Source organism: Variovorax cryoconiti (genome assembly GCF_051216395.1).
GTDB lineage: Bacteria > Pseudomonadota > Gammaproteobacteria > Burkholderiales > Burkholderiaceae_C > Variovorax.
In genome coordinates this window covers 767241-791478 of record NZ_JBPJZI010000001.1, presented here as the reverse complement: position 1 = coordinate 791478, position 24238 = coordinate 767241, and the positions used below count along the sequence as shown (strand labels likewise).

Annotated in this window: 15 protein-coding genes; 1 reads left to right on the top strand and 14 read right to left on the bottom strand. The window is 66.4% G+C overall.

Annotated elements, in window-relative coordinates; translation table 11 throughout:
• Positions 1 to 80 precede the first annotated feature (80 nt).
• The 13 genes from ACSFA2_RS03910 to ACSFA2_RS03850 all read right to left on the bottom strand — a co-directional run bounded on the left by ACSFA2_RS03910 (position 81) and on the right by ACSFA2_RS03850 (position 23251).
• On the bottom strand, positions 81 to 11261 hold the full coding sequence (locus tag ACSFA2_RS03910; protein WP_435453984.1) for a filamentous haemagglutinin family protein: 11181 nt from the start codon (positions 11259 to 11261) through the stop codon (positions 81 to 83).
• 273 nt (positions 11262 to 11534) lie between these two features.
• Complete coding sequence (locus tag ACSFA2_RS03905) at positions 11535 to 12542, bottom strand: FecR family protein (protein WP_435453983.1); 1008 nt, start codon at positions 12540 to 12542, stop codon at positions 11535 to 11537.
• 98 nt (positions 12543 to 12640) lie between these two features.
• Positions 12641 to 13147, bottom strand: a complete 507-nt coding sequence (locus ACSFA2_RS03900) for an RNA polymerase sigma factor (RefSeq protein WP_435453982.1) — start codon at positions 13145 to 13147, stop codon at positions 12641 to 12643.
• Positions 13144 to 13830, bottom strand: coding sequence for an STN domain-containing protein (locus ACSFA2_RS03895; protein WP_435453981.1), 687 nt, complete (start codon positions 13828 to 13830; stop codon positions 13144 to 13146). Before ACSFA2_RS03895 ends, ACSFA2_RS03900 begins: the two co-directional genes overlap by 4 nt.
• 130 nt (positions 13831 to 13960) lie before the next feature.
• Complete coding sequence (locus ACSFA2_RS03890) at positions 13961 to 14221, bottom strand: hypothetical protein (protein WP_435453980.1); 261 nt, start codon at positions 14219 to 14221, stop codon at positions 13961 to 13963.
• Between the two features lie 25 nt (positions 14222 to 14246).
• Positions 14247 to 14771 carry a YbjN domain-containing protein gene (locus ACSFA2_RS03885; RefSeq protein WP_435453979.1) on the bottom strand — a complete coding sequence of 175 codons (525 nt, stop codon included), beginning with the start codon at positions 14769 to 14771 and terminating at the stop codon, positions 14247 to 14249.
• Between the two features lie 76 nt (positions 14772 to 14847).
• The gene (locus ACSFA2_RS03880; RefSeq protein WP_435453978.1) at positions 14848 to 15780 is read right to left on the bottom strand and encodes a peptidylprolyl isomerase; all 933 of its coding nucleotides are present in this window, start codon (positions 15778 to 15780) and stop codon (positions 14848 to 14850) included.
• Positions 15781 to 15954: 174 nt separating this feature from the next.
• Positions 15955 to 16734 carry a hypothetical protein gene (locus ACSFA2_RS03875; RefSeq protein WP_435453977.1) on the bottom strand — a complete coding sequence of 260 codons (780 nt, stop codon included), beginning with the start codon at positions 16732 to 16734 and terminating at the stop codon, positions 15955 to 15957.
• A gap of 10 nt (positions 16735 to 16744) precedes the next feature.
• The gene (locus ACSFA2_RS03870) at positions 16745 to 18490 is read right to left on the bottom strand and encodes a putative porin (protein WP_435453976.1); all 1746 of its coding nucleotides are present in this window, start codon (positions 18488 to 18490) and stop codon (positions 16745 to 16747) included.
• Positions 18491 to 18536: 46 nt separating this feature from the next.
• Complete coding sequence (locus tag ACSFA2_RS03865) at positions 18537 to 19259, bottom strand: TonB family protein (protein ID WP_435453975.1); 723 nt, start codon at positions 19257 to 19259, stop codon at positions 18537 to 18539.
• A gap of 10 nt (positions 19260 to 19269) precedes the next feature.
• The gene (locus ACSFA2_RS03860) at positions 19270 to 19680 is read right to left on the bottom strand and encodes an ExbD/TolR family protein (protein WP_435453974.1); all 411 of its coding nucleotides are present in this window, start codon (positions 19678 to 19680) and stop codon (positions 19270 to 19272) included.
• A 14-nt stretch (positions 19681 to 19694) separates the two neighbouring features.
• Complete coding sequence (locus ACSFA2_RS03855; RefSeq protein WP_435453973.1) at positions 19695 to 21560, bottom strand: DUF2341 domain-containing protein; 1866 nt, start codon at positions 21558 to 21560, stop codon at positions 19695 to 19697.
• 59 nt (positions 21561 to 21619) lie between these two features.
• Positions 21620 to 23251, bottom strand: a complete 1632-nt coding sequence (locus ACSFA2_RS03850; RefSeq protein WP_435453972.1) for a ShlB/FhaC/HecB family hemolysin secretion/activation protein — start codon at positions 23249 to 23251, stop codon at positions 21620 to 21622.
• A gap of 311 nt (positions 23252 to 23562) precedes the next feature.
• Between ACSFA2_RS03850 and ACSFA2_RS03845 the strand changes: the two genes are divergently transcribed.
• The gene (locus tag ACSFA2_RS03845; protein ID WP_435453971.1) at positions 23563 to 23937 is read left to right on the top strand and encodes a hypothetical protein; all 375 of its coding nucleotides are present in this window, start codon (positions 23563 to 23565) and stop codon (positions 23935 to 23937) included.
• A gap of 15 nt (positions 23938 to 23952) precedes the next feature.
• Here the strand turns inward: ACSFA2_RS03845 and ACSFA2_RS03840 are convergent, their stop codons facing one another.
• Entirely contained in the window at positions 23953 to 24210 is a 258-nt protein-coding gene (locus ACSFA2_RS03840; protein ID WP_435453970.1) for a hypothetical protein, read from the bottom strand.
• Positions 24211 to 24238: the final 28 nt, after the last annotated feature.

The following is a 24238-nucleotide window of genomic DNA, read 5'->3' as shown; positions in this document are numbered from 1 at the left end:
CAAAACTGGCGGTCGGGTTGCTTTTGACGTCACCTCCATCGTCCTTCACCTCGGGTGAACAACCTCTTGGGAAACTACGCCTAGCGCATCAGCCGGCTCTGCTCGACCTCGGTCAGCCGCGCCCGCTGGTCCGGCGCAAGCGCGCCTTGCCCGAGAAGCTGGAAGGCGCTGCCGGCGTCGTAGCGCGCACCGACGGGTGCCGGGGTGCGTGGCTCGTTCGGGCGATCGGACGACGGCACCGGTTCGCTGCCGAAGCCCAGCACCCGCACCGTGAAGACCGAGGGCAGGCTCTGCCGTGCCGTCGCGCGCTCGCGCTGGATCACCTCCTGCGCGGCGGCCGTGGCTTGCGAGGCCGCCGCACTGGCGTTGGTGAGTGCCCCGATGTTCACCGCCGCGATCACCGGCAGCCCCTTGATCTCGCCCTTGACCTGGATGTTGTCGGCATTGAGCACCTGCAGCGCCGCGATGTTCAGGTTGCCGGCCACTCGCAGGCCGGCGTCGCCGGCGTTGACGGTGCCGAGCGGTGCCACCAGGTCGACGTCGCCGTCGCCCACGGTGCCGATGCCGCTGCCGCTCATGTCCGACTTCTCGCGGATCACCGTCACGCCGTCCAGATCGGTGATCACTTCAGGCGCCGAGGGAACCCGCACGGTCTTCGAGCCGCGTCCCGCATCGATGTCGCCCACGGTCGACCAGATGATCTGGTCGCTGCCCTGCTGCGTCGCCTCGGGCACGAAGGACAGGATGCGCGAGCGGTTCACCGTGACGTCGTCGTTGGCGAAGACGTTGATGTGGCCCGAGGCCAGGGTCACCAGGCCGTAGCCATCGGGCACGGTGGCCCCGAGTGCGGCCACCTGCAGCCCGCCGCCGGGCGTCAGCACGTTGATGTCGCCGCCCGCCATGGTGCGCAGCATCAGCTTGTTGGCCGCCACGTCGCCCTTCCAGCCGTCGCCCGGGAACAGCGTGGCGATGGCCGCGTAGCCGCGGTTGTAGCCGCCGTTGCGAGGCAGGCCGCCGATGCCCGGCTCGTTCTGGTCGCGCCCGGCTTCGCGCAGCTCGAGCAGGTAGACCTGGCGGATGAACTGCTGCTGCGCCAGCGCCGGCAGCACCTGGAACCGCGTCCATGCATCGAGCGGTGCCAGCGTCTCGCCGGTCATGTCCACCATGTACGAGACCAGGCCACGCCGCACCGTCTTCTGCTGGCCGCCAGGGCGGCTCTCGACCAGGTCGGCCAGATAGCTCGGCAGCACGGAGCCGTCTGCGCCCACCGTCTTCAGATAGCCTGGCATTGCAGCCACCTTGGCCGGGTCGAGGTAGGCACTGGCGAAGGCGTCGTAAGCTGCGGCCTGGTTCATGCCCGCCATCACCGTGATCGACGCGCCTTGCGATGGCAGACCCTTGATCTGGGTGCCGGCCATGGGACGGTTGTTCAGGTCATATTGCTGGTTGCCCAGGGTCTGGATCTTCAGGTTATCGGCATAGACGTCACGCCCGGCGGACAGCACCAGGGTGCCGGGCCCTTGTATCGCCATGCTGCCCGTATCCTCGGGAGTGTTCAGCGTTGCGGCACGCACGTTCGCCATGGCCAGGAAATCGTTGCCGGCTTCCAGCAAGGTCACGTCGCTGGCACGCACATTTCGCGCATTGACACGCAGGCCCCGAATGTCGGTCCCGGCACGCACCCAGGTTTGCTCATTCGCCGTCAGGTCAAGCCCCAGGATGGAACCGTGTCCGGCATAAATACGGCTCGGTTCAAAATCGCTGGCCAGGGGCAACACATCCGGGTTGCCAAATGCGAGCATGGTGGGATCTGTGCCATAGGGCGTGATCGGATTGGCAAGCAGGCGTGCCATCCAACTGAAACCCATGCCGCGGGGCTTGAATGCGGAAGGCATCATCGCCGGTGTGGCATAGGGCATGATCACTTGCGCTTCCATGTCCCCCTGAAGATTCAACGCATTGAGGGCTTCGCGATTCTGTGTGGCAAAACGTATGTCGCCTTGCGCAATCAGTTGCACATCGTTCGTCGCACCTGGCATGACCGATACAGGCCCCTGTATTTCAAGGCTGCCGTTCATGGCCAAGGCAGCCAGGCGCGCGGGGAAGCGGTTGCCCCCCTGTCCGATCAGGTCATGTCCGGGGCTGCCGAAGCTCAGGGACAGGTCGTGGAAGATGAAGTCGGCCTGGTTGACAAAGGTGATGTTGCCGCCGGTCGACACCAGCTTGAGTGCCGTGCGGTCGGTGTAGCCGCTCATGTAGGCGCCGTATTCCCGTCTCGGCAAGGGGTCCGTACCCGAGCCGTCGTTGCCGTAACGCACGAGGAGCGGGTCCACCACCGTCTGCACGCGCAGGTCACCCGCCGTGCGAACGTTCAACGTGGCGTCGCCCAAGGCCAATACCGGCGCCACGGGAAAGGTGTACACACGGCTGTCAGGGGCACCTTCGTTCCATATGACCGATACGGTGTTGCCTGCCGCCGTTTCACCGGCCTTGATGTCGCCCGCGCCGCGCGCCACGTAGTACTGCCCGCCGCGTAGGGTGCCGCCGGCCTCGATCGTCATGGTGCCGCCGTTGCGCGTTTCCATGGCCATCAGTTCAGCAGACGAGCGGCCGCCGCGCATGCGCATGGTCGTCGGCAACACCACCACGAGGTTGCCCAGATCGCCACCGGCGTTGACCGTGACGTTGCCGCCGCCCAGCGCGCCCACGCCCTGCTTGAAGGCGCCATAGTTGATCCACCAGCTCGATTGCTCCGGCGGCATGAGCAAATAGCCATAACTTCCATCCGGGCGCGTGCCGAGCGTTTGGCTCTCGTATTCACCGAAGTAGCCCTGCGTGTTGAGGTTGCCCTGCCGGTTCAGCCACTCGACAAAGCGCTGTCCCGCCGGCTGGGCCTCGATGCTGCCCTGCGCGGCGAGGTCCAGGTTGCCGCCCTCGATGCCGTAGATCGCGGCGGCATTGGCCGTCGTGAAGTCGCTCCACGTCGTCATGTCCTTGCGCCCGGCGGTGTAGATCACCGACTCCTTGTGCGCCAGCAGCAGGTCCCTGCCCGCGCGGACTTCGAGGTCACCGGTGCCCGTGCGAATCAGCTTGCCCGCACCGTTGTCGATCGCGGCGTCCGGATCGGTGTCGGCCGTGCCGATGGTGATGTTGCCGCTGCCTGCGGTTTGCGCCGCCAGCGGCTTGACCGCCAGGGTATTGGCCGAGTCCAGGTCCGCGCCTGCGACAAGGCGCAGATTCCATGAAGCGCCTTCCTGCAGTTTTCCCGTACGGTCAGCGTTGTCGAACCCATCGCTCAGGTGGCCATTGACGATCAGGTTGCCACCGGCTCTCAGCGTCAGCGTGCCTTCCCGTGCACCGGCAAAGTCGCTGCGCAGGTTCCAGTCGCTGTTCATGGTCAGGTCGCCGGCGCTTTCGATGGCGATGCCGGGCATGACCGCCAGGCTGGTCCCCAGGCGTGCCGCCACAGCGGGCGCCGCCGCGCTGAACTGGTTGGCATCGGCGATTGCAGCGGCCTTGACGGAATCGACCGTGCTGGCGTTGTAGGTGGCAACACCCTCGATCACCGCCGAGCGCGCGCCGGCGATGCTGACGTTGACGGCGCTGGCGTTGAGGTCGGTGTGCGCGGCATTCTGCTGCGCCCGCAGCCTGACCTTGCCGCCTTCATTGCCGGCGACGTCGATGGTTCCGCCCTGCAGGTCCAGTTCTCCGCCTGCGGCTTCGAGCGTGACGCGGCCGCTGCCCAGTTCACCGGTGGCGCCCGCTAGCAGCTGCGCACCGCTGTTCATGGTCACCCCGTTGCCGCCGGTGATGCGGATGGCGCCGCCATAGGCGGCTCTGGCATCGACGGTGCCGGCAATCGTGATCCTGCCCTGGTCGGCGGTCAGGCCGAAGTCTTCAACCGTCGTGGTGCCATCCAGCGTGATGTCGCCCTGGCGGATGCGGAACTGCCGTGAGCGGTTGAATCCGGCCGCGTTCAGGTGCTGGCTGAGACCGGCGAAATCGGTCAATTCGGCAATGTCCAGCGAGAAGGCGCCGGCCTTGCCGCCCGTGCCGGCTTGTGCATTGATCGTGCCCTCGAGCACCACGGTGCCGCCGGCGGCGGCGGCGACATTCAGGGCGCCGGCGCTGCCGCCGCTCTTGTGGGCGGCCAGGTTGAGTTGGCTACCGCCATGGAGCCGGACGTCACCGCCTACGGCCGACAGCTTGATGCTGCCCGCGTCGGCGTAGCCGGCGACGTCGAAGAACTGCTTGGCAAAGCCGCCGACATCGATCTGCGCACCGTCGGCCAGAGTCAGGCCACCGGCGGTGGCCGTCATGTCGATGCTGCCGCCGAGCGCGACGGCGCGGCTGCCGAACACGATGCTGGCGCCGGACAGGCTCAGGCGTGCCCCCAGGCTGTCCTGCAGGTCTTGCTGCGCCGGGCTGCCGCCGGGCGCGGCCGTGACGTACAACTGACCGGCCGTCACGATGCTTTGCGCCGCGCCACCTCGGCCGGTGAGCAGCGCGGTGTTCAGGTTCAGCGCGATGGCGCCGGTGTCGATGCCACCTTTGCCGGCACCGACGATCTGGTCGCGCCCACCGAGGGAAATGCTGTCGAAGCCGGCGAAGTTCTTCTGACCGGCCCCCAGGACCAAGGTGGCGGCATCCAGTGTGAAGTTGCCGTTCCCGTTGCCGGTTGCGGCCAGGTTTGCGCCGCTGTTCTGCAGCGTTATCTCGTCACCCTTGATGACGATGTCGCCGCCATGACCGGTGATCGCGGCGCCGTCCAGAGTCAGTGAAGCAAGACCCGCCGCACCGAGGTCGACCGATTGATGGAAATCGAAGCTGGAGTAGCTGCGCAGTGTCAGGCGCCTGGAGTCGGCCAGTTGGGCCAGAGCCGCGCTGTCCAGCACCATGCCGCTGCCGCCACCGAAACCGATGCGGCCGGCGGACACAGAAAGGTCGACGCCCGAAATCCGGGCGGATGATGCCAGTTCCGTCGTGCGCGTGGCGTCGATCAGCAGGGCTTCGCCGCCGTTGAGGACCGCACCGGCACCGATGGTGACCAGGCCACCTTGCGTGGTGTCCACGTTCTGGCGCACAACCTTGATCGCCTCGCCATTGGCCACGCGAATCAACGCACCCCAGTCTTTGGCAGGGGTCACCAGAACATCGTCGGTGGTCTCGGGTGTGCCTTTGGTGTCATAGACCGCGGCCTGCTGCGGTTTCATGAGCAGATTGCCGCTGCTGCTGGCGCCCGTGCCTCGGGCGCTGACGATGCTGCCGGCATCAACGGCGACCTGTTCGCTGGCGGCCAGGATGATTTCCGGACCGGACAGTTCAGACCCGGCGCCGTTGCGCACGACGATGTCGGTGGCGGTCACGTCGAGTTCCGTGCCCAGCAGGTCGCCCTTGCGCGTGCCGCCGACCAGCAAGCTGCCGGCGCCGAAGTTCGAGAGGCTGGTGGCATCGATAACCAGGTAGCCGCCCGCTTGCAGGGAGGCCGCATCCTGGCCAGCCCCGACGATGGCGATCTTCTTGCCAGCGATGTCGACCAGGCCGCCGCGGCCGCCCTTGTCGGCCTGCGACAGCAGGGTTCCGTCCAGCGTCAGGCGCGTGGTGGCCTCGAACACGACGGCACCGCCGTCACGCGCCAGGCGGGGGGTGACGATGTCCTGGCCGGTGAGGCGGTATTGCGTGAGCTTGAAGGCCTCCGACGAGAAGAAGTCGTTGGCGAAGGCTTCGTTGTATTCCGTGTATTTGCGCACGGTGGCGCCAGGCATGACGCGCCAGGCGGAAGCTTGCGCATCCTGGCTACCACCGTAGCTGTTGCCGTTGGTGCCTTGCATGATGAGGCTGCCGTCGCGCATGGCGAATCCGAGCGCGACAGGGCCCTCCCAGGCATTGCCCGTGGACTGCACGGCAAAAGCGCCAGGCAGCAAGGCGTAGCGCGCGGGCAGCAGGGTGTACCAGCCGGCCGCCAGGCCGGGGCCGCCGGCCAGCCAGACGCGCTGGCCCGCGTCCACGCCGGTGACGGGCGCGCTGGCCTGCTGTCCTGGCATCACAGCGAACATGCCCGGCCGCGCCAGCAGGTCGTTCGAGCCACCGGGGCCGGGAACGAACTCCCAGGCATACAAATCACCGCCGCCGGTGATGTCGATGACCGCGCCTTTGGCGAGGTCGACATTCGGCGACTTCATGGTGATGCGTTTTTCTGGCGGGGACGTCAGGGTGCCGCTTGACGCACTGGCGCCGTCGCCTGCATTGGCCGGGTCCTTCCAGTTTTCGTTGTTCAAGAGCGTGCCGTAGGGCAGCAGCAACCCGGCGCCCGATACCGAGGTAATGCTGTCGGCCCCCAGCGAGAGGCGGTCGCCGGCGACCAGCTCGATCTGGCCGAACGGTGCGCGCAGTACGCCGTTCTGTTCGATGACCGGGGCTTCCAGGCGCAGCGTGCCGCCTGCCGACAAAGGCACCACTGAAGAATCTCCAGAGCGCCCTACGGTGATGGATTCACTGGACAGGATTTTCGCGTTCACTGCGGTGGACGGATAGACCTGGCCGGCAGTGATGGTCAATGCACCATCGACATCCAGCGCTGCAGTGGCTGCATCCGCGGGCATCGTTGGATTGACTGCGGCATTGTTCGCGCTGAAGCGGAGTTCCGGCGCATTCAATGCGGTTGACGCAAAGCTGCGAATACTCGCGGGCCCAAAGGTGGACTCAAGTCCGTTGACGCCGCCCACGACATCGATCACATCCGCGCTCAACGTCAAACTTCCCGTGCGGTTGGCGACCGCAGCCGGCGCAATGCGGGAAGAAGTTTGTTTGAGCCCGATATAGGCTGCCGCCAGGCTCGCCTGTCCGGATTCCCCGACGGCATGACGCAGCGTGCCGTCGACCGTGATGCTCCGGTTCGCGGAAAGCTGCACATCCCCCAGTTCAATCGATCCCCCCCTGGATGCCAGCGCGAGGTTGGCAAAGCCACCTCGGGAAAAAGACTCTGGACGCGCCACCAGCAGTGAACTCGACGGAGTTAAGGCACGCAAGTCGATATAGAGCTCGTCCCTGAACAAATTCACCACGACCTCGCTCAAGCCCAACGCGGCGTAGTCGATCCCGGGCCCGCCCTGTCCTGCGCCTGCAGACGCCACAGTGGAGACGACCAGCGAATTCCTGGAAGCCGAACCCAGATGGTCGAATATTGCCTGTGTAATGACCATGGGCGGCTTGTCGCCGGGGTTGTACCCCAGCAACAGCGCGAAATCGACACCGATGACGCTTTCCGGCGTGCAGAACGACGCATCTATCTGGCAAAAGGACTTCAGAAGCTCGTCGGCCAGATTGGCGCCCGGCCCGGCGGGCACATGCTGGATCGACAGGGAGCCACCTTGCGCGCCCGCCCCTCCAGCCTGGCCCACCAGGGTGGCGACAACCAGTCCTTCGCCACGAATGTTGACGGTGCCGCCATCACTGGCCAGCCCGCGCTTTTTGTAGCTGACCTGCCTGAACGCACCACCTGCTTGCGCCTGCTCGATCTCCCCGCTCGCGCCCGACACATCGATCAGGGAACCCGCGGCCAGTTGCACATCCGCGCCAACGATGTCCACGACACCGCCGGACAACACAGCACCCTGCACATGCCCGGTTTTGTCCAGGTAGATCGCAGGGACACCGCGTGCCAGCAACTGCGCACCCGACGCCAGCCCGACGGTCTTGCCGCTCAGGTCGATCCGTCCGGCGGGCGCTTCCAGGCGGCCCAGTACCGTCAGCGCACCGGCACCACCCGCCGCCAATTTCAACGTGCCACCGGTGTCGGTCACGATGGATGCACCGGTGCCAACACGGATGGCGCCGGCTTCCGTGCCCAACGTCAGTCCGCCCGGATCACGCTGGAGCCGCTCTTGCAGGGTCAACACGGCAATCGGTGCCACATCGGCCAGACGCGTGCCCGTCGCCACGTCGCGGTAGGCAAAAGAATTCAGATCGATACCGACGGCCTGCTGCCCGACCGTCACACCGTCAGGGACCTCGATGCTGCCGTCGGTGCGAACCGCGACCGACACTTTCCCGAAACCGCGGTCGCCAAACAGGTTGGCGGGCAATACCACGACCGAAGGATCGTTCCTTGCGCCGCCCACTTGCACGGATGAAGGCGTTTCTAGGAACAAACTGCCGGCCGAACCTGCTGCATACGCACGCAGGTTCAACGACGCCAGACCCATGTCTGGCGTGACGCCGGTCAGGCTGATGGAACCGGCGTCGCCAACCCGCAGCGAAGGCAAGCCTTTCTTGCCGAGATCTACACGACCACCACCGGAGACATCGAACACGGCGTTGTCGTCGGCCATGATTTTGCGGGCATTGAGGGTGATCGCACCGCCGTCGATGGCCCAAGGCCCGGAGGACCTGCCGTCACGCCAGGCATTGATCCATTGGCCGGAGACATCCAGGCCGGCCTGCGCGCCAAACTCCAGTTGTCCGTAGAGCGAATCAAGGGAGATGGAACCGCCTGCTGACCGAATCGTGCCGTTGATGCGGATGGCGCCGGTCGAATTCTCGCCACCGGTAATAAGCAGCGAGGTGCCTGGAGAGAATTCGACATGGGCGCCCGTGGCCACTTCAACGTCGCCTTTGCTGATGAAGAAGGTGACCGCGCCCATGCCCGAACTGCTGAGCATGTCGTCGGACAGCAAAGTCAGTTTCTTCGATCTCGGATTGGCGGGATCCAGAGGGACATAGAAGTCCGCACCGAGGGCCGTACCGGCGTTGAATGCATCACTCAAGCGTTGTGGGTCATGGCTGACGATGATGTTGCCTGGCGACCAGGGTTTGTCCGGTACTGTGCCGCCACCCAGTATTAACTTGCCCCCTGTGTTGCCGACCGGCTTGTTCTGTTGACGTTCCCCCGTGATGACACCGCCCCACATATCCCCTTCGAGCACCATCGCGTCACCGGCAAATATCTGGACTGCACCGGCCTTGCGGCCTTCGGTGTACCCGGCCTCCTTGAAATCGCCGCCTATCAGCGCGCTGCGCCAGGTCGTGCTCACGCCCCAGCGCGCATGCGTTTGCGTGAACTGGCCGGCAAGCCCCGCGTATTCGATGTCGGGCATGGCCTTGTTCATCGTGTAGATGCCGCCATCGACGCCCGCGAGTTTTGTGGCGGTATTCATGCCGTCCGAATAGCGCACCGAGCCGCCGGAGATGTCGAGCATCGAGCCGGTGCGCGTGATGACGGAGCCGCCCGCACGCAGCATGATGCTGCCGGCGTCGGCCGACAGCTCCCTGAGGTCGGTCTTGCCCACGCCTATCCAGCCGGCCACATCCGCCAGTGGTGTGCCCACCCACTCCCCCGGGAGATAGGTTTTGCCGTCAGGGCCCAGCACCCACTGCACGCCGGCCATCGGACCATCGGCGAACACGCCATGTTCCCGGCGGTCGACAATCACTTTCTTGCCGCGCAGCCAGGAGTTCAGCATGAGTGGTGAATCGCGCAGCTCGTTGATGCGCAGCTCCGCCTCGACGAAATTGCGCGACATCGGCACCAGCATGTCCTGCAAACCCGCCACGCTGAGGAAAGCGTCGCTGTCGAGGTAAATCCGACTGCCGTCTCCCAGACTTTGCGGCTGACCCCTGAACAACGGGTTGGCCGCCGTTTCGATGTTGATATTGCCTGCGGGCGCCAGGACGCCGGCCTTCGACTGGATGTCGATCAGCTTGCCGTACATGCCGATCCAGCCCGGCTGGTAACGGGTGCCCAGCGCGGACGCTTCGATCTCGCTGGTGTCGGTCGCGTCCGGCATGATCTGCGTGACACTTCCACTGCCCAGCGTCAGGGTGCCGGCCGACCAGTTATAGAACTGGTCGATGTCGCTGCCATACTGGCGTGTGGCCAAGCCCCATGCACGCAACTGGATGGAACCATTGCGGTTGTTCAAGGCCGTCGTGGACAGCAGCACGCCATTCTGGCGAACGTCCTGTGCCTGCAGGGTGATGTTGCCCCTGTCGGCCTGCACGGTGCCGCTGTTCACCACTTCGTAACCGACCGCCTTCGCGCGCGCCGCCATTTCCGGCACGACGACATCGCGCACGCCGATACCGTATTGATAGACGATCGGCGACAAACCAAGCGCGCCGTTCAAAAACGAACTGTTCAATGCCCAGCCAGGCACGGCCGACGCGGCAACGTCCAGGCCCCGCACCGGGTTCGGGTCTTGCGCCGAAGGGTTTTTGAGGTAGACGTTTTCACCAGCCGCCAGGATGACCTGGCCGTCCGGGGCAAAGAGGCGTCCGGCGTTGCTCACCTTGGGCGCGAAGAGCATGAGCTTGCCGCCGCTGCTCACATCCAGCTGTGCGCCCGCCGCAACCGTGACAGCGCCAGGCGGCAAGCCGGGATCGAAGCGGTCCACCAGACCGAGGCGGTCCGGCACAACCCCATTGCCCGCAACATAGCCGCCGTCAGGACTGTAGACCCAAGGCTTCTGCGCGGTGAATTCCCCGAATTGCGGAATAGGGTACTGAGCGCTCTGGCTCTCCATGACCTGCGCGTTGTTGATGCCCAGGTTGAATTGCTGGTCGGTCAGGCGCAGCGAGCTGGCCACCAGGCTGCGCGTGTTCACCTGGCTGCTGCCGTTGAAGATGATGCCGTTGCGGTTGATCAGGTACACCGACCCGTCGGCCTGGATCTGCCCGGCGATCTGGCTGGGCCTGCCGCTCGGGTCGTTGATGCGGTTGAGCGCGATCCAGTTGTTGGTGCCGTCCTTCTCGTTGCGGCCCTTCGACTGGTCGAACTTGACCGTGGTGTTCTTCCCCACGTTGAAGCTTTCCCAGTTCAGGATCGCCTTCTCGTCGGTCTGCTCGATGCCCACCACCGTGCGCCCGCCCGCGGCCGTCTGCACCGGCGCCTTGGCGTTGAGCCAGCCGGCCGTCAGGCTGTTCGTGTCGACCTTCAGGCCGCCATCGGCCAGGCCGTCCGGAATGTCGGAGCCCGCTGCCAGCGCCGCTTCACGTGCAGCGGCCTGCGCCGCCTGCTGCGCGGCGATACCGCGTGCGGCCAGGCTCAGGTTTTCCATCGAACGCTGGGCCTGCTCACTGTTGCGTAACTGCGCCGGCGCATTCAGGGACGCGGCCGACATGCCGTTGGGCAGGCGGCCGGTGGCCGTGGCCGTCGACTGAGCCGCCGACTTCGCGTCGAACCATTGCGGGCTGAACGCGCGCTGCGCGTACGCCGGGCCCACGAAACCGCCCGTTGCCACGATCAGCGCCAGGGCCTGCGACAAGGGCGTCCGCGGCCACCCGCGGGCGCCAACGGGGAGCAACGACTCCGGGTGCGCGCAGGCGGCGGCGGATGCTGGCTTCGTTCGAGCAGGATGCGGGGACGACATGGCAGGTTCTTTCGTGACGAATCGGATGAGTGAGGGACGCAGTGGTCAAGTCGCATGGGTGCGACCACCCCTCCTAGACGAAGCTCGACGACGAAAGCTGTACGACATCACGCACGTTTTCTTGCGCGATGGCGCGCGCGCATCACACCCTCCACCGACCGCACGCGCTCAGCGCAGAACGACGACGGCGCCCGGCAACGCCGTCATTTCCAAACGGAACAGACGCTGGATCTGCGCAATGGCCTTGTCCAGCTCGCCAATACGGAAATGCCCGCTGACCGGTCGGTCACCCAGCGATCGCGCGAGCAGCAGCACGCGCCCCCGCCGGTAACGGTTGATCTCCGCGACCACCTCGGTCAACGCCACGTTCTTGAAGCTCAGGATGCCTTCGCGCCATGTCGAGAGCGCCCCGGCGTCGACCTGGACCACCGGGCCGAGCGACTGCGCGTCATAGCGCACCTGCTGCGATGCGCGCAAGACGATCTCGCGTCCGCCCACGACCACCTGCACCACCCCCTGCAGGCAGGTCACGCAGATGCTCTGCGCCAGCCGTCGCACCTCGAAGCGTCCGTCGGTCGTCGAAACACGGCCCTGCTCAGCGACGACGGCGAAAGGTTGCAGCGTGCCGCTGGCGTCGACCGAAACCTCGCCGTCGATCAAGTCGATGCCCTGCACCTGGCCGTCGACCGTGCGCACGCCGATGCGGCTGCGCGTGTTCATGTCGACCACGACGGACGGCGCGAGCGCCAGGCTGCGCTGCTCGCCCACCTCGGTGCTGAAGTCGGCCTGCCAGGCCTGAACCGACGGCCACAGGTCGAGCGGCGGATTCACCAGTGCCACACCGATGGCCGCAGCCGATGCCGCCACGGCACCGCCGACGAACAGACGGCGCGACATGCCGGCCGACGACAGCGGCAACCCCGCTCGCAGGCGCGCGAGCTCGGGGTCGTTGCCACCCGCCAGCGCCGCGGCGGGCCGCAGTTCGCGCCACTGACGGTGCGCGTTGCGGAAGGCCTCGGCATGCGCATCGCTGGTGGTGCACCATTTCTCCAGGGCTCGGGCATCGCGCGCCCTCGCCTGTCCGGACGACAGCTTGCGCACCCAGGCCCGCGCCTGCGCCTGCAGCGCATCGGGGCCCGACGAGGTCGGCGTGCGAGGACTCTCGAACAGACGCATGGTTCAGGGTTCACCCACACAGGGGAGTATCGGCAACATGGCAAAAGCGCGCATGCATCTATGACGGTTCTCGCAGGCCATAACTGCACAACATCTTGTCATCGCATGCGCTCCACGACGTGTTCGTGCGCGCGCCGGAGCTCGCGGTCGACCAGGCTCACCGACACACCCAGGCGCCGCGCCACCTCCTGGCGGGGCATCTCGTCCACGCGGATCAGGATCAGGATGCGGCGCCGACGCGGCGGCATTTCTTCGATGACGGCAGCAAGGCGCTGCGCTTCGGAGCGCGCCTCGGCGGTCTGGGCCGGCCCCGGTGCGCTGTCCGCCAGGTTGTCGAAGACCTGCTCGACCTCCTGGCCACTCAGGAAGCGCCGCTCGGAACGTATCCGGTCGAGCGCCGCATTGGTGGCCATGCGCATCAGGTAGTTCAACGGATGCTGCACCGGTGCACCGGTTTCGGTGTTCCCTTCGAGCCGCAGCCAGGTGTCCTGCAGCGCATCGCCCGCGAGGTCGGCATTGCCCAGCTGCAGCGTCAGGCGGCGCTTGAGCTCTTCGTAGCGGCGCAGCATGAAGTCGCGCAGCACGGTGAACGGGGCGTCGCTCATGGCCTGGTGCAGTCGCGCGTCGCTTCCGGCACGATCAGCATCACGAAGGGCTGCGCCGGATTCGCCGGCGCGCGGCCGGTGCGAACCTGACGCAAGCCGTCGAGGATGGACGCGTCGCGATCACGATCGCCCGTGGAGTCGAGCAGCGCGGGTTGCACCACCCGGCCGGTGCCATCGAGCTGAAAGCTGACCGCCACGCGGTAGCCGCCCGGCGCGATGCGCGCGTCGCGGCAGAACACGTCGCGCATACCGGCCTGCAGCAGCCCTTCCTGCACCGTGTCGCGCAGCGCCTCAGCGGGCGTGGCGCTGAGGCGCAACCCGCCGAGCGGCTCCAGCACGAAGGCGTCGGCCGCGGTGTACTGCACGACCAGGCCCGAACGGTCGACGAGCATGCGCAAGGCTGCGTCGGGCGTGTACCAGCCCTGCACAGCCGCGGCCTGCACGCCAGCGATGGTGTCGGCGCGGTAAAAGGCCGACCAACGCGTGATGGCCGCAAGGCGGTCGAGCGCATCGGTCAGCGGCTGCGCATGGATGTCAAATCGAAGGGGCACGTGGCGCTCGGCCGCTGGCGCGTCGGTCGTGCTGCGGACGGCGGGTCGGTCGGGGGTCTGCGGGCTCGCAGCGGCCACGGTCACGCCGAGCGCCAGTGCGAGAACACCGGCGTGCGAAACCAAGAGGGCCATGAGCGAAGGAGGTGCATGCGGTGCGAATCCATCCACCGCGGGAGCGCGAGGTTTGAATTCACGGGCATGCTATTGATGCAATTTGACCGGACCGTGACGGGGTCGGTCGGGCGGCTACCAGGCGCGGCGTTCAGGGCCGCGACGCCGAAGGCTGTGTGCCGCTGCCGCAGGCGCGCCGGGCCTCGCCCAGCTCCGACATCGAGATGTGGAGGTCGGCCATAGTCTGTGCCATGAGCTCGATGAGCGCCGCGCGCTGGCGCAGCCGCACGGCTTCCGCGCGACGTGCGCGATCGGCCTGCCGCAACGCGCTGGTGAGCGCGCGATGCGTGGGCGAGTCCGGTCCGCTCGTATCCTGCAGCGTCGACGCTCCGTCGGACTTCGCACTTGACATGGTTGGGTTCGCGGCGGTCGATGCGTCAGGCCGCGACAGGCTCTTCTTGCTGCGGTGCCGTCGACACCTCGTCGGCCTTGAAGTTGCGCAGGTGCAGGAAGAACTGGCCCATCATCTGGGTCCACAGCTGCATGGTGAGCACCACATGGGCCGGCGTCACGCCGCCGGCGACCACCACATCCATCTCGAGGACGACGAAGTCGCCGTGTTGTGCCACGCGTGCGAAGCGCTTGGTGCGGTGCCACGACGACAGCACGCCGTCGGGCAGTTCGCCGCCTTGCACGCGCAAGGGGCAGCTCAGCGTCATGTCGCTGTACTCGCCGGCACCCGCGGGGTTGCCCCACAGCACCTGGAAGCCGATGCCATGGCTCGCGCTGTGCAGGCGCACCACGCCGTCTTGCTCAATGGCCGTCACGGCGCAACCTGCGGCCTTTATGGCATCGGACACCACACCGGCGTTGAGGGTCTGCACCAACTCCGGCGCTGCGGCTGCGGTGGTCGCTGGCGTTGCGGCGAGGTCGGAGGACGAGGAGAGAGAGGCTTGGGTCATGAGATTCTTCTTTCGGTCTGGAATGCGCGGCGCGCTGGAGTTCGAGATGTTTGAAGCAGGAGCCTGTGTGCGGGGATCAGGGCACCTTCTGCAGGGCCGCGTCGAGGGCGGCGCTGTCGATGGTCACGCTGGCGGGCGGTGTGAGGCTGGCCAGGTGCGCCTGTACCCCTTGCTGCTGGCGTTGCTGGCGCAGGGCGAGCTGCAGCCGCGGCGTCATTTCCTGCAGGGTCGCGGTGCGTGCGGGCTGCATGTCGAGCAACTTGACGATGTGAAAGCCGGTGTCGGACCTCACCGCGTCGCTCACCTCCCCCACCTTGAGCGCCGACACCGCAGTGCGAACCTCGGGCAGCAGTTGGGCCAGCGGCAGGCTGCCGACTTCACCGCCGCGCTCGGCACTGCGCTTGTCGTCGGAGCGCGTGCGCGCCAGGTTGGCGAAGTCTCCGCGTCGGGCTTCGCCGGCCAGCGTCTTCGCCGCAGCCGCCACCTTGGCGGTCGCGGCCGCATCGCCGGTCGGCGTGGCCAGGTAGATCTGCGCCACCCGGTACGTGGCCGGCAGGCCGAAGCCCGCCTTGCCCTGTTCATAGGCCGCGGCGACTTCGGCATCGGACGGGAAGCCCGCGGGCACTTGGGCCACCGACTCGAGGTAGCTGCTGCTGACGATGCGTTGCGTGATCTCCTTCACCGCGACATCGAGGCGCGCCTTCACCTCGGGCCGGTCGGCCCAACCCTTGCTGCGCGCTTCGCGCAGCAGCGCCTCGCTGGCCAGCCGCTGGCGCAGCCAGTTGTCGATCGCCGCGCGGTTGCCCTTCAACGCGGCGCGCTCGGCCTCGGGCATGCCCTGGATCAGTTGCTCGACCTCGGCCTGCCCGATCGACAGGTCGCCCAGGCGCGCCACGGTCGGGCCTGGCGCCTGCGCAGCCGCAACGCCGATGCACGTCCCGAGCATCACCCCGACAGCCGTGCGCAACCCTGGTGCGATGCGGCTCGATAGCTTCTTCATACGGTTCATTTCTCTCCATACCTTCACGTGAAAAAGATCAGACGGCGTCGTCTGAAAGCCACCGTCTTGCGTCATGGGAACCCGAACGTCGTCATTGCATCGCATCAGCATGACAAAGCAGTCACGCTCGAAAGCCAGAAGGCTCAAGGCAGGCGTGGCGATCGAATGTCGGGCCATGGCGCATCACTTGGCCGGTGCTGCCGCGCTTGGGGCCGGTGCGGGATTCGCCTTGGCAGCGGCTGCGGCAGCCGCCGCGGCCTCCACGCTGCGCACATCGAACCGGCCTTCGTAGAGCTTGTCGCCGTACTGCTGCGCAATCTGCTCGTACTTGACGCGGCTCTGTGCGGCAAAGGGCTGGCGCGACGCAAGCACGCTGCCGACATCCAGGATCTCGTAGGCGCGCAGGATCTCCTGGCCGACGGCGTAGAGCTGGGCGTTCTTGGCCTCGCACTGCGTCACCGCCGTCCGCTGCAGCGCCGAATCGGCCGCCAGACGTTGGCGTTCGGTTTCCGAGGCGCGCGCCATCTTCAACAGCTCGTCGTAAGCAGTGCGGTACTGCGCGACCTGGGCCGCGGCCTTCTCGGTCGCGGCTTGCGCCTGCGTGCGCAACTGCTGGCTGTTCTCCGTGGCTTGCGAACGACTGTGGCGCTCGGCGCTCAGTTGTGACTCGGCACGTGCCAGGTCCTTGCGGAGCGCCGCGATGTCGGGGTCTGCCGCGGCGGCCGAAGCCGCTGGCTTGGCCGGCGACGAGCCGGCCTTGAGCACGGCCAATTCGTTTTGAGCTTGCTGCAGCTGCGCGGTGGTGATGCGCAGCTGGGCACGTAGCCGCTCCTCCATGCTCTGCGTCGCCTGGGCTGCCGCGGTGGCGGAGCCGAGCATCATGAGGATGCCCAGCGCCACCGGCTGCCACCGAGGGTGGGAGGAGCGCAGCGCCCTCGTCTTGCCGATTGGGTTGAAGGTCAAGGGTCGCTCCTCAGAACCGTGCGTTGAATTCAAGCTGCAGCGTGTCGATCGCCAACGGCGGACCGAAGACCTGCTTGGTGGCCGACCAACGGCCGGTGAACCAGGCGTTCTTGTCGATCGCATAGGAGGCCCCCAGGAAGTAGCCCTTGGCGTTCGTGCCACCCTGGTGGAAGGACGAATCGTTGAAGCCGTCGGGCAGCGCATCGGGTTCGATGCGCTTGTAGCCGGCCAGCACGTTCCAGTCGCCGCGCGCCGTCGGGCTCGGCTTGCCGAAGGTAGCCTGCAGGCTGTAGGCGTTGCCGCCGCTGCGGAACGGTCCTTCCACGCCATCGACCACCGCACCGTAGTTGTTCATGATGCCGCCGCGCGCGCGTTCGAACATCTTGGTCTCGTTGTAGGCCATGTTGCGGATGTAGTTGGCATCCAGGCGCAGGCCGTACCCAGCGACCTTGGTGTCCCAACGAAAGTTCAGGTCGACCAGCTGGAATTCCGAAGCCAGCCCGACGTACTGCGGCTGCGGCGTGTTCGCGGGATCCATCGGATTGAGCGCGATGTCGCGCAGCAACATGAGGGTGTTGCCCTTCTGCATGAAGGCCGGACGCGACCAGTCGGTGCTGCACGATTCGACGCCGGCGTACAGCGCACACGGAGAGGACACCTGGCCTTCGGTGTTGCGGAAGTCGTAGTAGGCGAGCGCGCCGCGCAGGCTGTTGTCCTTGTCGAGCTTCCACTTGGCGCCGACCTGCGCGCCGAGCAGCCACTTGTTCTCGCTGGCCTGTTTCTTGTCGCTTCTGCTCGGAAAGTTGTCTGAGGAGTATTCAAGAGGGATCAGGCCCAGCGTCCCGAAGAGCGAGATGTCCTTGTTCGCCAGCGTCTTGTCGAACTGCGCGGCGATGCCGTCGAAGTTGAGGTCGCCGGAATAGAGCATGTCGGTCGAGACGAAGGGGTTGCCGAAGCGACCGCCGGTGAAGGTGAGCCAGTCCGTGGGCTGGTGCGACAACCACATCTGGTCGAGCCAGACGTTCTTCTTGCCGAGGCCCCCGCCGAGCGTCTGCGTGGTCGACACCGGGCTGTCGTCGCTGCCCGAGGCCAGGCGGACGCCGGCCTTGGTCTGGTCGGTGATGTCTGCGAAGATGCCCAGGCGCGCTCGCGCCCGGAACAGGTTGCGACGGTCCTGCAGCGTGTTGAGCAGCGGAACGGACTGCCCATTGGTGTTCGGATTGACGTCGTAGCCGCTGCCGTCGTTGATCGCGGCCCAGTTGATCTCGAGGTTGCTGTTGCCGCCCGAATAGCTGCGCGATTCGTTGCGCACGCGCATGTCGCCTTCCACACGAATGCGCTTGCTCCATTCAGGTGTTTCGTTGGGTGCGGCCCAGCCTTCGGTCTTGGCCTGCGCCATGACCTGGCCTTTGACTTCGTCGCGAATCTGGTCGCGCACGGTCTGCGAGATGTAGGGCACACGCACGTCGCCCGGCTCCACGCGCAGACCCCCCGCGGCCACCGCAGGTGCTGCCGCCTGGCGCTGCACCTGCTGCGCGGCCATGGCTTCGGTCTGGGCCTGGGCCAAGAGGGCTTCGCCAACGTCTTTGGTCAACGTGCCGCTCTGGATCAAGCCGCGGATCAGCCGCACCATGGCGCTGTCGCCCACCGGTGCAGCCGGCTGCGCGTGGGCCGTGCCCATCGCGCCCAGCACGGCGATGGCGGAGGCGACCGCCAGCGACTTCGCGCTGCGTCGGAGAGTGTTCGAATGGTTCATCGGTTCGCTCTATAAAAGAATGGAATGGGCGGGATGCAGGCGGACCTCAAGGCCTGCGCCCCCGCATGGACACGCGCATCGGGAACCGAGCCGAAGCGGGCGGGCTTTCGTCGATGCGGTTCATCTCGCGGGCCATGGCCAGCACGGCCTCGTCGGACTGCGCGTTGCCGGTGCTCTTGACCAGCTGCACCCGCGTGGTCTTGCCGGCGGCGTCGAGCCACAGGTCGATCTGGATGTCGTCGAAGGTCAACTGGCGGGTGCGCGAATCGCGCGCCAGCGCCTGCTGCAGTGCATTGGCGACGTAGCGGCCATAGGAGCCGCTGCCCAGGCCACCGCCGGTGCCGCCGGTCATGCCGCCGCCGCGCCCGGCTGCGATGCCGAAGGCGTCGGTGCCGGCCTGCGCCGGGCCGTCGATGGTCACCGGATCGCCGAGGTCTTGCGACGGGCTTGGTGGCGCGTCGTCCTTGGGCGGCTCGGTCGACTCCACCGGTGTCGGTTCGCGCTCGACGATCTCCGGCTTGATCTTCTCGGGCTCGGGTTCGGGCAGCTTTTCGGGTTCGGGCGGCGGGGGCGGCGGCGGGGGCAGCATCAGCATGGGTGCATCCGCCACTTGGCGCTTCTGGCTCGCCGTGTCGGACAGCAGATGCCAGACCAGCGCCGCGAGCAAGGCCAGCACCACCGCACCGATGACGAGCCCGCCCCAGCGACGCCACAGGCCGGTCGCATCCATCGGCGTGGGCCGATGGGGGGTTGGATTGGCAAGGTTCACGAACGTGTCCTCAGCTCGGCTTGCCGGTCACCAGACCGACCTGGTTCAGCTCGATGCGGCGCAGCAGGTCGAGCACCTCGACCACCTTGGCGTACTGCACCGCCGCGTCGCCGCGGACGATGACCGGGAAGTCGGGCGTCAGCGCCTTCTCGGTGCGCAGGCGCTCCTCGAGCTCGGGCAGCGTCACGGGATAGGCGTCGAGGAAGAGCTGCCCGGCGTTGTCTACCGTGATGGCCTTGGTCTTCGGCTTCTCGAGCGCAATGGATGAGCTCGCCTTCGGCAGGTCGACCTTGATGCCCGGAATGCTGGCGTTGCTGGTGAGGATGAAGATCACCAGCACCACCAGCAGCACGTCGACGAAGGGCGTGATGTTGATGCCGCCGGTACGCTTCTTCGTACCGAACTTGTTGGGGTTTGCCATGGTGGCGCTATGCCTCAGGCCGGGCTGTGGGCCGGCGTGGCCCAGCCGCCGTCGGTACCGTTGCCGGTGCGCGCAGCGCCTGCACGCGTCGATGCGACTTGCGGCAGCGAGCGGCCTTCGCCCTGCTCTTCCGCCAGGCGCGTCACGAACTCGTCGACGAACACCGCCATGTCGGCGCCGATGGCGTCGGAACGCGAAGCGAGCCAGTTGTAGCCGAACAGTGCGGGAATCGCGACGCCCAGGCCGGCCGCGGTACACAGCAGTGCCGCCGCCATGCCGGGCGCCACCGAGTTGATGTCCACGGCACCGGCCATGGCCGCCACCACGAACACCAGCATGATCCCGATCACGGTGCCGAACAGGCCGACGTAGGGCGCGCCTTCGATGGTGGTCGACAGCCAGTTCATGCGCTTGGACATGCGCTCGTTCTCACGCACCATGACACCGTCCATCGCTGCGCGGATGGCACTGATGGTGGAGGCCGACACGGCACTCAGGTCGTAACCGCGGTCATGGCGGCGGCGCATCTCGTCGATCGCGACTTCATACAGGCGCCACAGCGACGAATCGGCCTTGACGGTCTCGGACACGCTGTTGCTCATGGCCAGCCGATCGAGGGGCGCACCGGCGGTTTCTCGGAAATGGCGAATGAACACGGCGTTGGCACGCGATGCCGCGCCGTAGCTGCGGCCCTTGCCGATCATGATGGCCCACGACAGCACCATCATCAGGCCGAGCAGGCCAACGACGACCCACGCGTCCAACGGCATCGCGGCCAGGATGAAGCCGAAGTGGCTCTTGCCGGCCTGTTGCTCGTCGGCACCGAAGACCGCCAGACGCGATTCGGCGCCTTGCGAGACGGCATCGGCCAGCAACATGGCATCGGGGCGCGCCACCTTCGAGATGCGCACTTCGTCGATCGCGCCGGTGAAGGCGGCGAGCGTTGCGGCCGCGGCCTGGCCCGCTTGTGGCGCGGCGGCGGCTGTGTCGGCACCGATGGCGGCGACGGTGTTGAGCGCCGGCGTCGGTACGGCGACCGAGACGGTGGGGCGGCCACCCACATAGAGGGCTGCACTCTTACCGTCGGACTTCATGGCGAGGTACGACCATTGGCCGGCCTGGATCGGCTGGCCGGGTGCGCTGCGCTGGCCATTGATCTGCACGAAAGGCACGCCCTGGTCGACACCGATCACGAGTTCGTTGGCACCGTCGCGACGGGCATAGACGACCTGCTGCGCGCCGAGCTGCTCGGGCTTGATCCATGCCGAGAAGGTGAACGGCGCGCCGGCTTGCTGTGCCAGCGATGGCGATGCCGGCAGCATCAGCGGGCCGCGACCGAGCTGTGCGCCCTTGCCGATCACCGTACCGTCGAGGCTCACGACGGCCGTCTGGCCATGGTTGCCATAGGCGGTGGTGTCGCGCGGCGGCACGTTCGCTTCGGCGAAGTGATAGACCAGCGTGTAGTCCGGGTCGTAGGTGCGCTGGCCGTTGCCCGAAGCCGGCGCCTTGGGGTTGCCGTAGTACATCCACAGCTTCTGCGGTGCACCGGCGCCCACAGAGGGCACGTCCACCCAGATCAGTGCCATACCAAGCAGCGGATCGAACTGTTCGATCTGGTGGTTCAGTACGGTCTTGTCGTCACCCGCGACGAAGCGCAGATCAGCGCCCGTCTCATTCACGCCCTGGAAGCTGAAGTTTCCCGTATGCAGTCGCACCAGCACCGGCGTGCGGCCGGCTTCACCGGCGATGGCACCGGCCTGCGGACCACCGTCGATGGTCAGAGGCTTGCGGTAAGCCCAGTCGGGCTGCCACCAGGCGTGCGCCAGACCCGGCAGGAACATGCTCAACAAGGTGAGCAGAGCAAATAGTGTGCGTCGCATGACAGAGTTCTCCGGAAGCTCGTAGGAATGAAGATGGGATTTCGGGTTCGTGCCGACGGTCAGTAGCTGGCCGTCAGGCTGAAATTGATGCGGGTGTCGTGCTTCTCGGTGCGCGCGCCGGCCTTGAGCGGATAGCCCACGTCCATGCGTGCACTGACCCGCTGACCGATGCGGAAGCTGGTACCGAAACCGATGGACGCGAGCGTGAAACCGTCCTGCTGCTCGGGCAGCGGCTCTTTCAGGCGCAGGCGGCCGGCATCGGCGAAGGTGTAGACGCGCCAGTTCTCGAGCACCGGCCCGAAGAGATCCAGCGGCTTGGTGCGCCACTCGAGCGAACCGACCAGGCCGAAGTCGCCGGTGCTCTCGGCCGAGAGGTAGCCGCGCACCGAGTTCATGCCGCCTGCCGCCATCTGTTCGCTGGAGATCAGTGGCGAGTCGCTCAGCTGGCCCGACAGACGGAAGCCCAGCTGCGAATCGCCTTCGAAGGTGTGGCTGCCGTTGAGGTCACCCTTGAGCACCATGAAACTCGGCGATGACTTGTAGCGCTTGTAGTCGAACGCCTGCCAGTCGCTGCCGTAGCCGAACGAACTGCGGGTGCCGACCACGACCGACAGGCCGATGCCGTATTGGCTGCGTTCAGCTTGCAGAAAACCGTTGTAGCCCAGCGTGATCGGCGCGTACTTCAGCGGCACGGCATCGCCGGTGCCGCCCAGGCGCAGCGCTTCCTCGTTGTCCTTGAAGTCGACGCCGGCACTCAGCGTGTGGTACCAGTTGCCGGTGTTAGGCACGGTGTAGGTGGCCTTCACACCAATCGAATGACCCTTGCCCAGCACGTCGGTGCCGCCGACCGTGGCGACTTCGCTGTCGGACTTGTAGCCCGACGCTTCGATGGCCCAATTGGTGCCCGGAATGGGCGCCGTGTACGAGGCCGAGAACACCTGCGTCTGGTTCAGGTCCTGCGGCGCGCCGAAGAAGCTGAGCGACGCGCTGTGACCCATTTGCCAGAGGTTGTCGTGGCCGATGGATGCGGAGGCACGCAGCTGCTTGGTGTCGGCGCTGTAGTCGTTGTTCAGCCCGACGCTGGCGCGCCACGGGCTCTCGTCCTCGACCTTCAGGTCGACGTCCATGGTGCCGGGCATCGCGCCCTGCTTCACCAGGGGCATGACCTGCCGCTTCGGCCCGCGGTTGAGCGCAGTGAGCTCCACCTGCGCCTGATTGAAGTCGGGCACCCGGCCTTCCTTCAGTGCCGGCACCTGGTCGCGGATGTCGACCGGTGAGGTGTATTCGGAACCGACCACGCGCACGCGACCGACGCGCGTTTCGTTGACCTGCAGGAAGACGAGGCCCTCGGTGACCTGCTGCTCGGGCAGGTCGACATACACCGACTGGAAGCCCTTGGCCTGGTAGGCCGCAAGCAGCGCGTCGCGCGCGCCCTCGATGTCCTTCATCGTGCGCTCAGGACCCAGGAACGGCGTGACGGCCGCTTCGATATCGCGCACATCCAGTGCGGTGTTGCCACGCACGATGTACTCGACCACGTCGACCTTGCGCGACGCGTCGGACGCCGCGACCGCAGCCGGCGGCGTCGCTGGCGCCTGGGCGCTCGCGGTCGCGTGCGCCACCAGACTCAGGACGACCAGACCCACCGCTTTCCAGCGCGCCGGCGGCCTGTTCTCTTTCAGTTCATGCATGTGTCCAACTCGATCTTCAAGATTGATGCGACACGACGCCGAGGCTGTCGTCGCGCACGAAGGTGAGGCAATGCGCACTGCCGAAGCAACCATGATGGAAGCGCTCCATGTCGCAGTTGCGTACGGATACATAGACGCGACAGCGGGTCCACAACTGTCGTTTGTCACAAAAACTTCATTAAAAAATTGAGGACTGCAGTCGCTCGAATTCGCCTGGCATTTGCGCGCCGTTCGATGGGTGCACTTCATTCGTCCGTCATGCACGTGGCCTATGCTTCGGTATGGCGCAGGTGCGCTTGATCGGAGTGCAAATGCGCAAGTGCTGGACGGTGGCGATCTCGCTGAGCCTGGGGCTGACGGCGCTGGCGCGCCCGGCCCTGGCGATGGAGGCCATCGATCGACCGAAAGGTGGCGAACCGAGCTGCATCGAGGTGGAAGTGGACGGTGCACGCGCAACGTCGTATGCCTGCCTGAGCGAGCGGCTGCGTCCAACTGCCAGCACGCGCGCGCCCACCGATGCAACGCTCGGGTCCGAGTCCATCGTGCAGCGCCCCGGAAATCAGCTGGGCGTGTTCAACCGGGCCGCGACCGGGCATCGCATGGGCAACACCTTCGGGAACTCCGTGTATCCGCAGCGGCCGCCGGTCGCGCAGCCCGCCATGCCTTTCGGACCTCGCACGCCGTAGCGCGGCACGCTCAGATCAGAAGTCTCTTTCTTCGTCGAACTCGTCGTCGACGGGAAGCTCTTCGCGCGGCCCGCTGGACAGGTCTTCGGAAAACGCCCTCATCGCGAAGAAACCGGCGTCCAGCGCTTCGACATAGGTCGGAAACCCATGCATGGACTCCATCAGCGTCTCGAACTCCATGGAGTGATCGAAGGACTCGAGCAAGGCCCAGAAGTAGTCGCCCTGGTCATGTTGGTCGACCGTCAGGGCAAGCGAGAGAAGCTGGGTTTTCATGGTGCTTTTTTTATGGCGATGCGGCAGC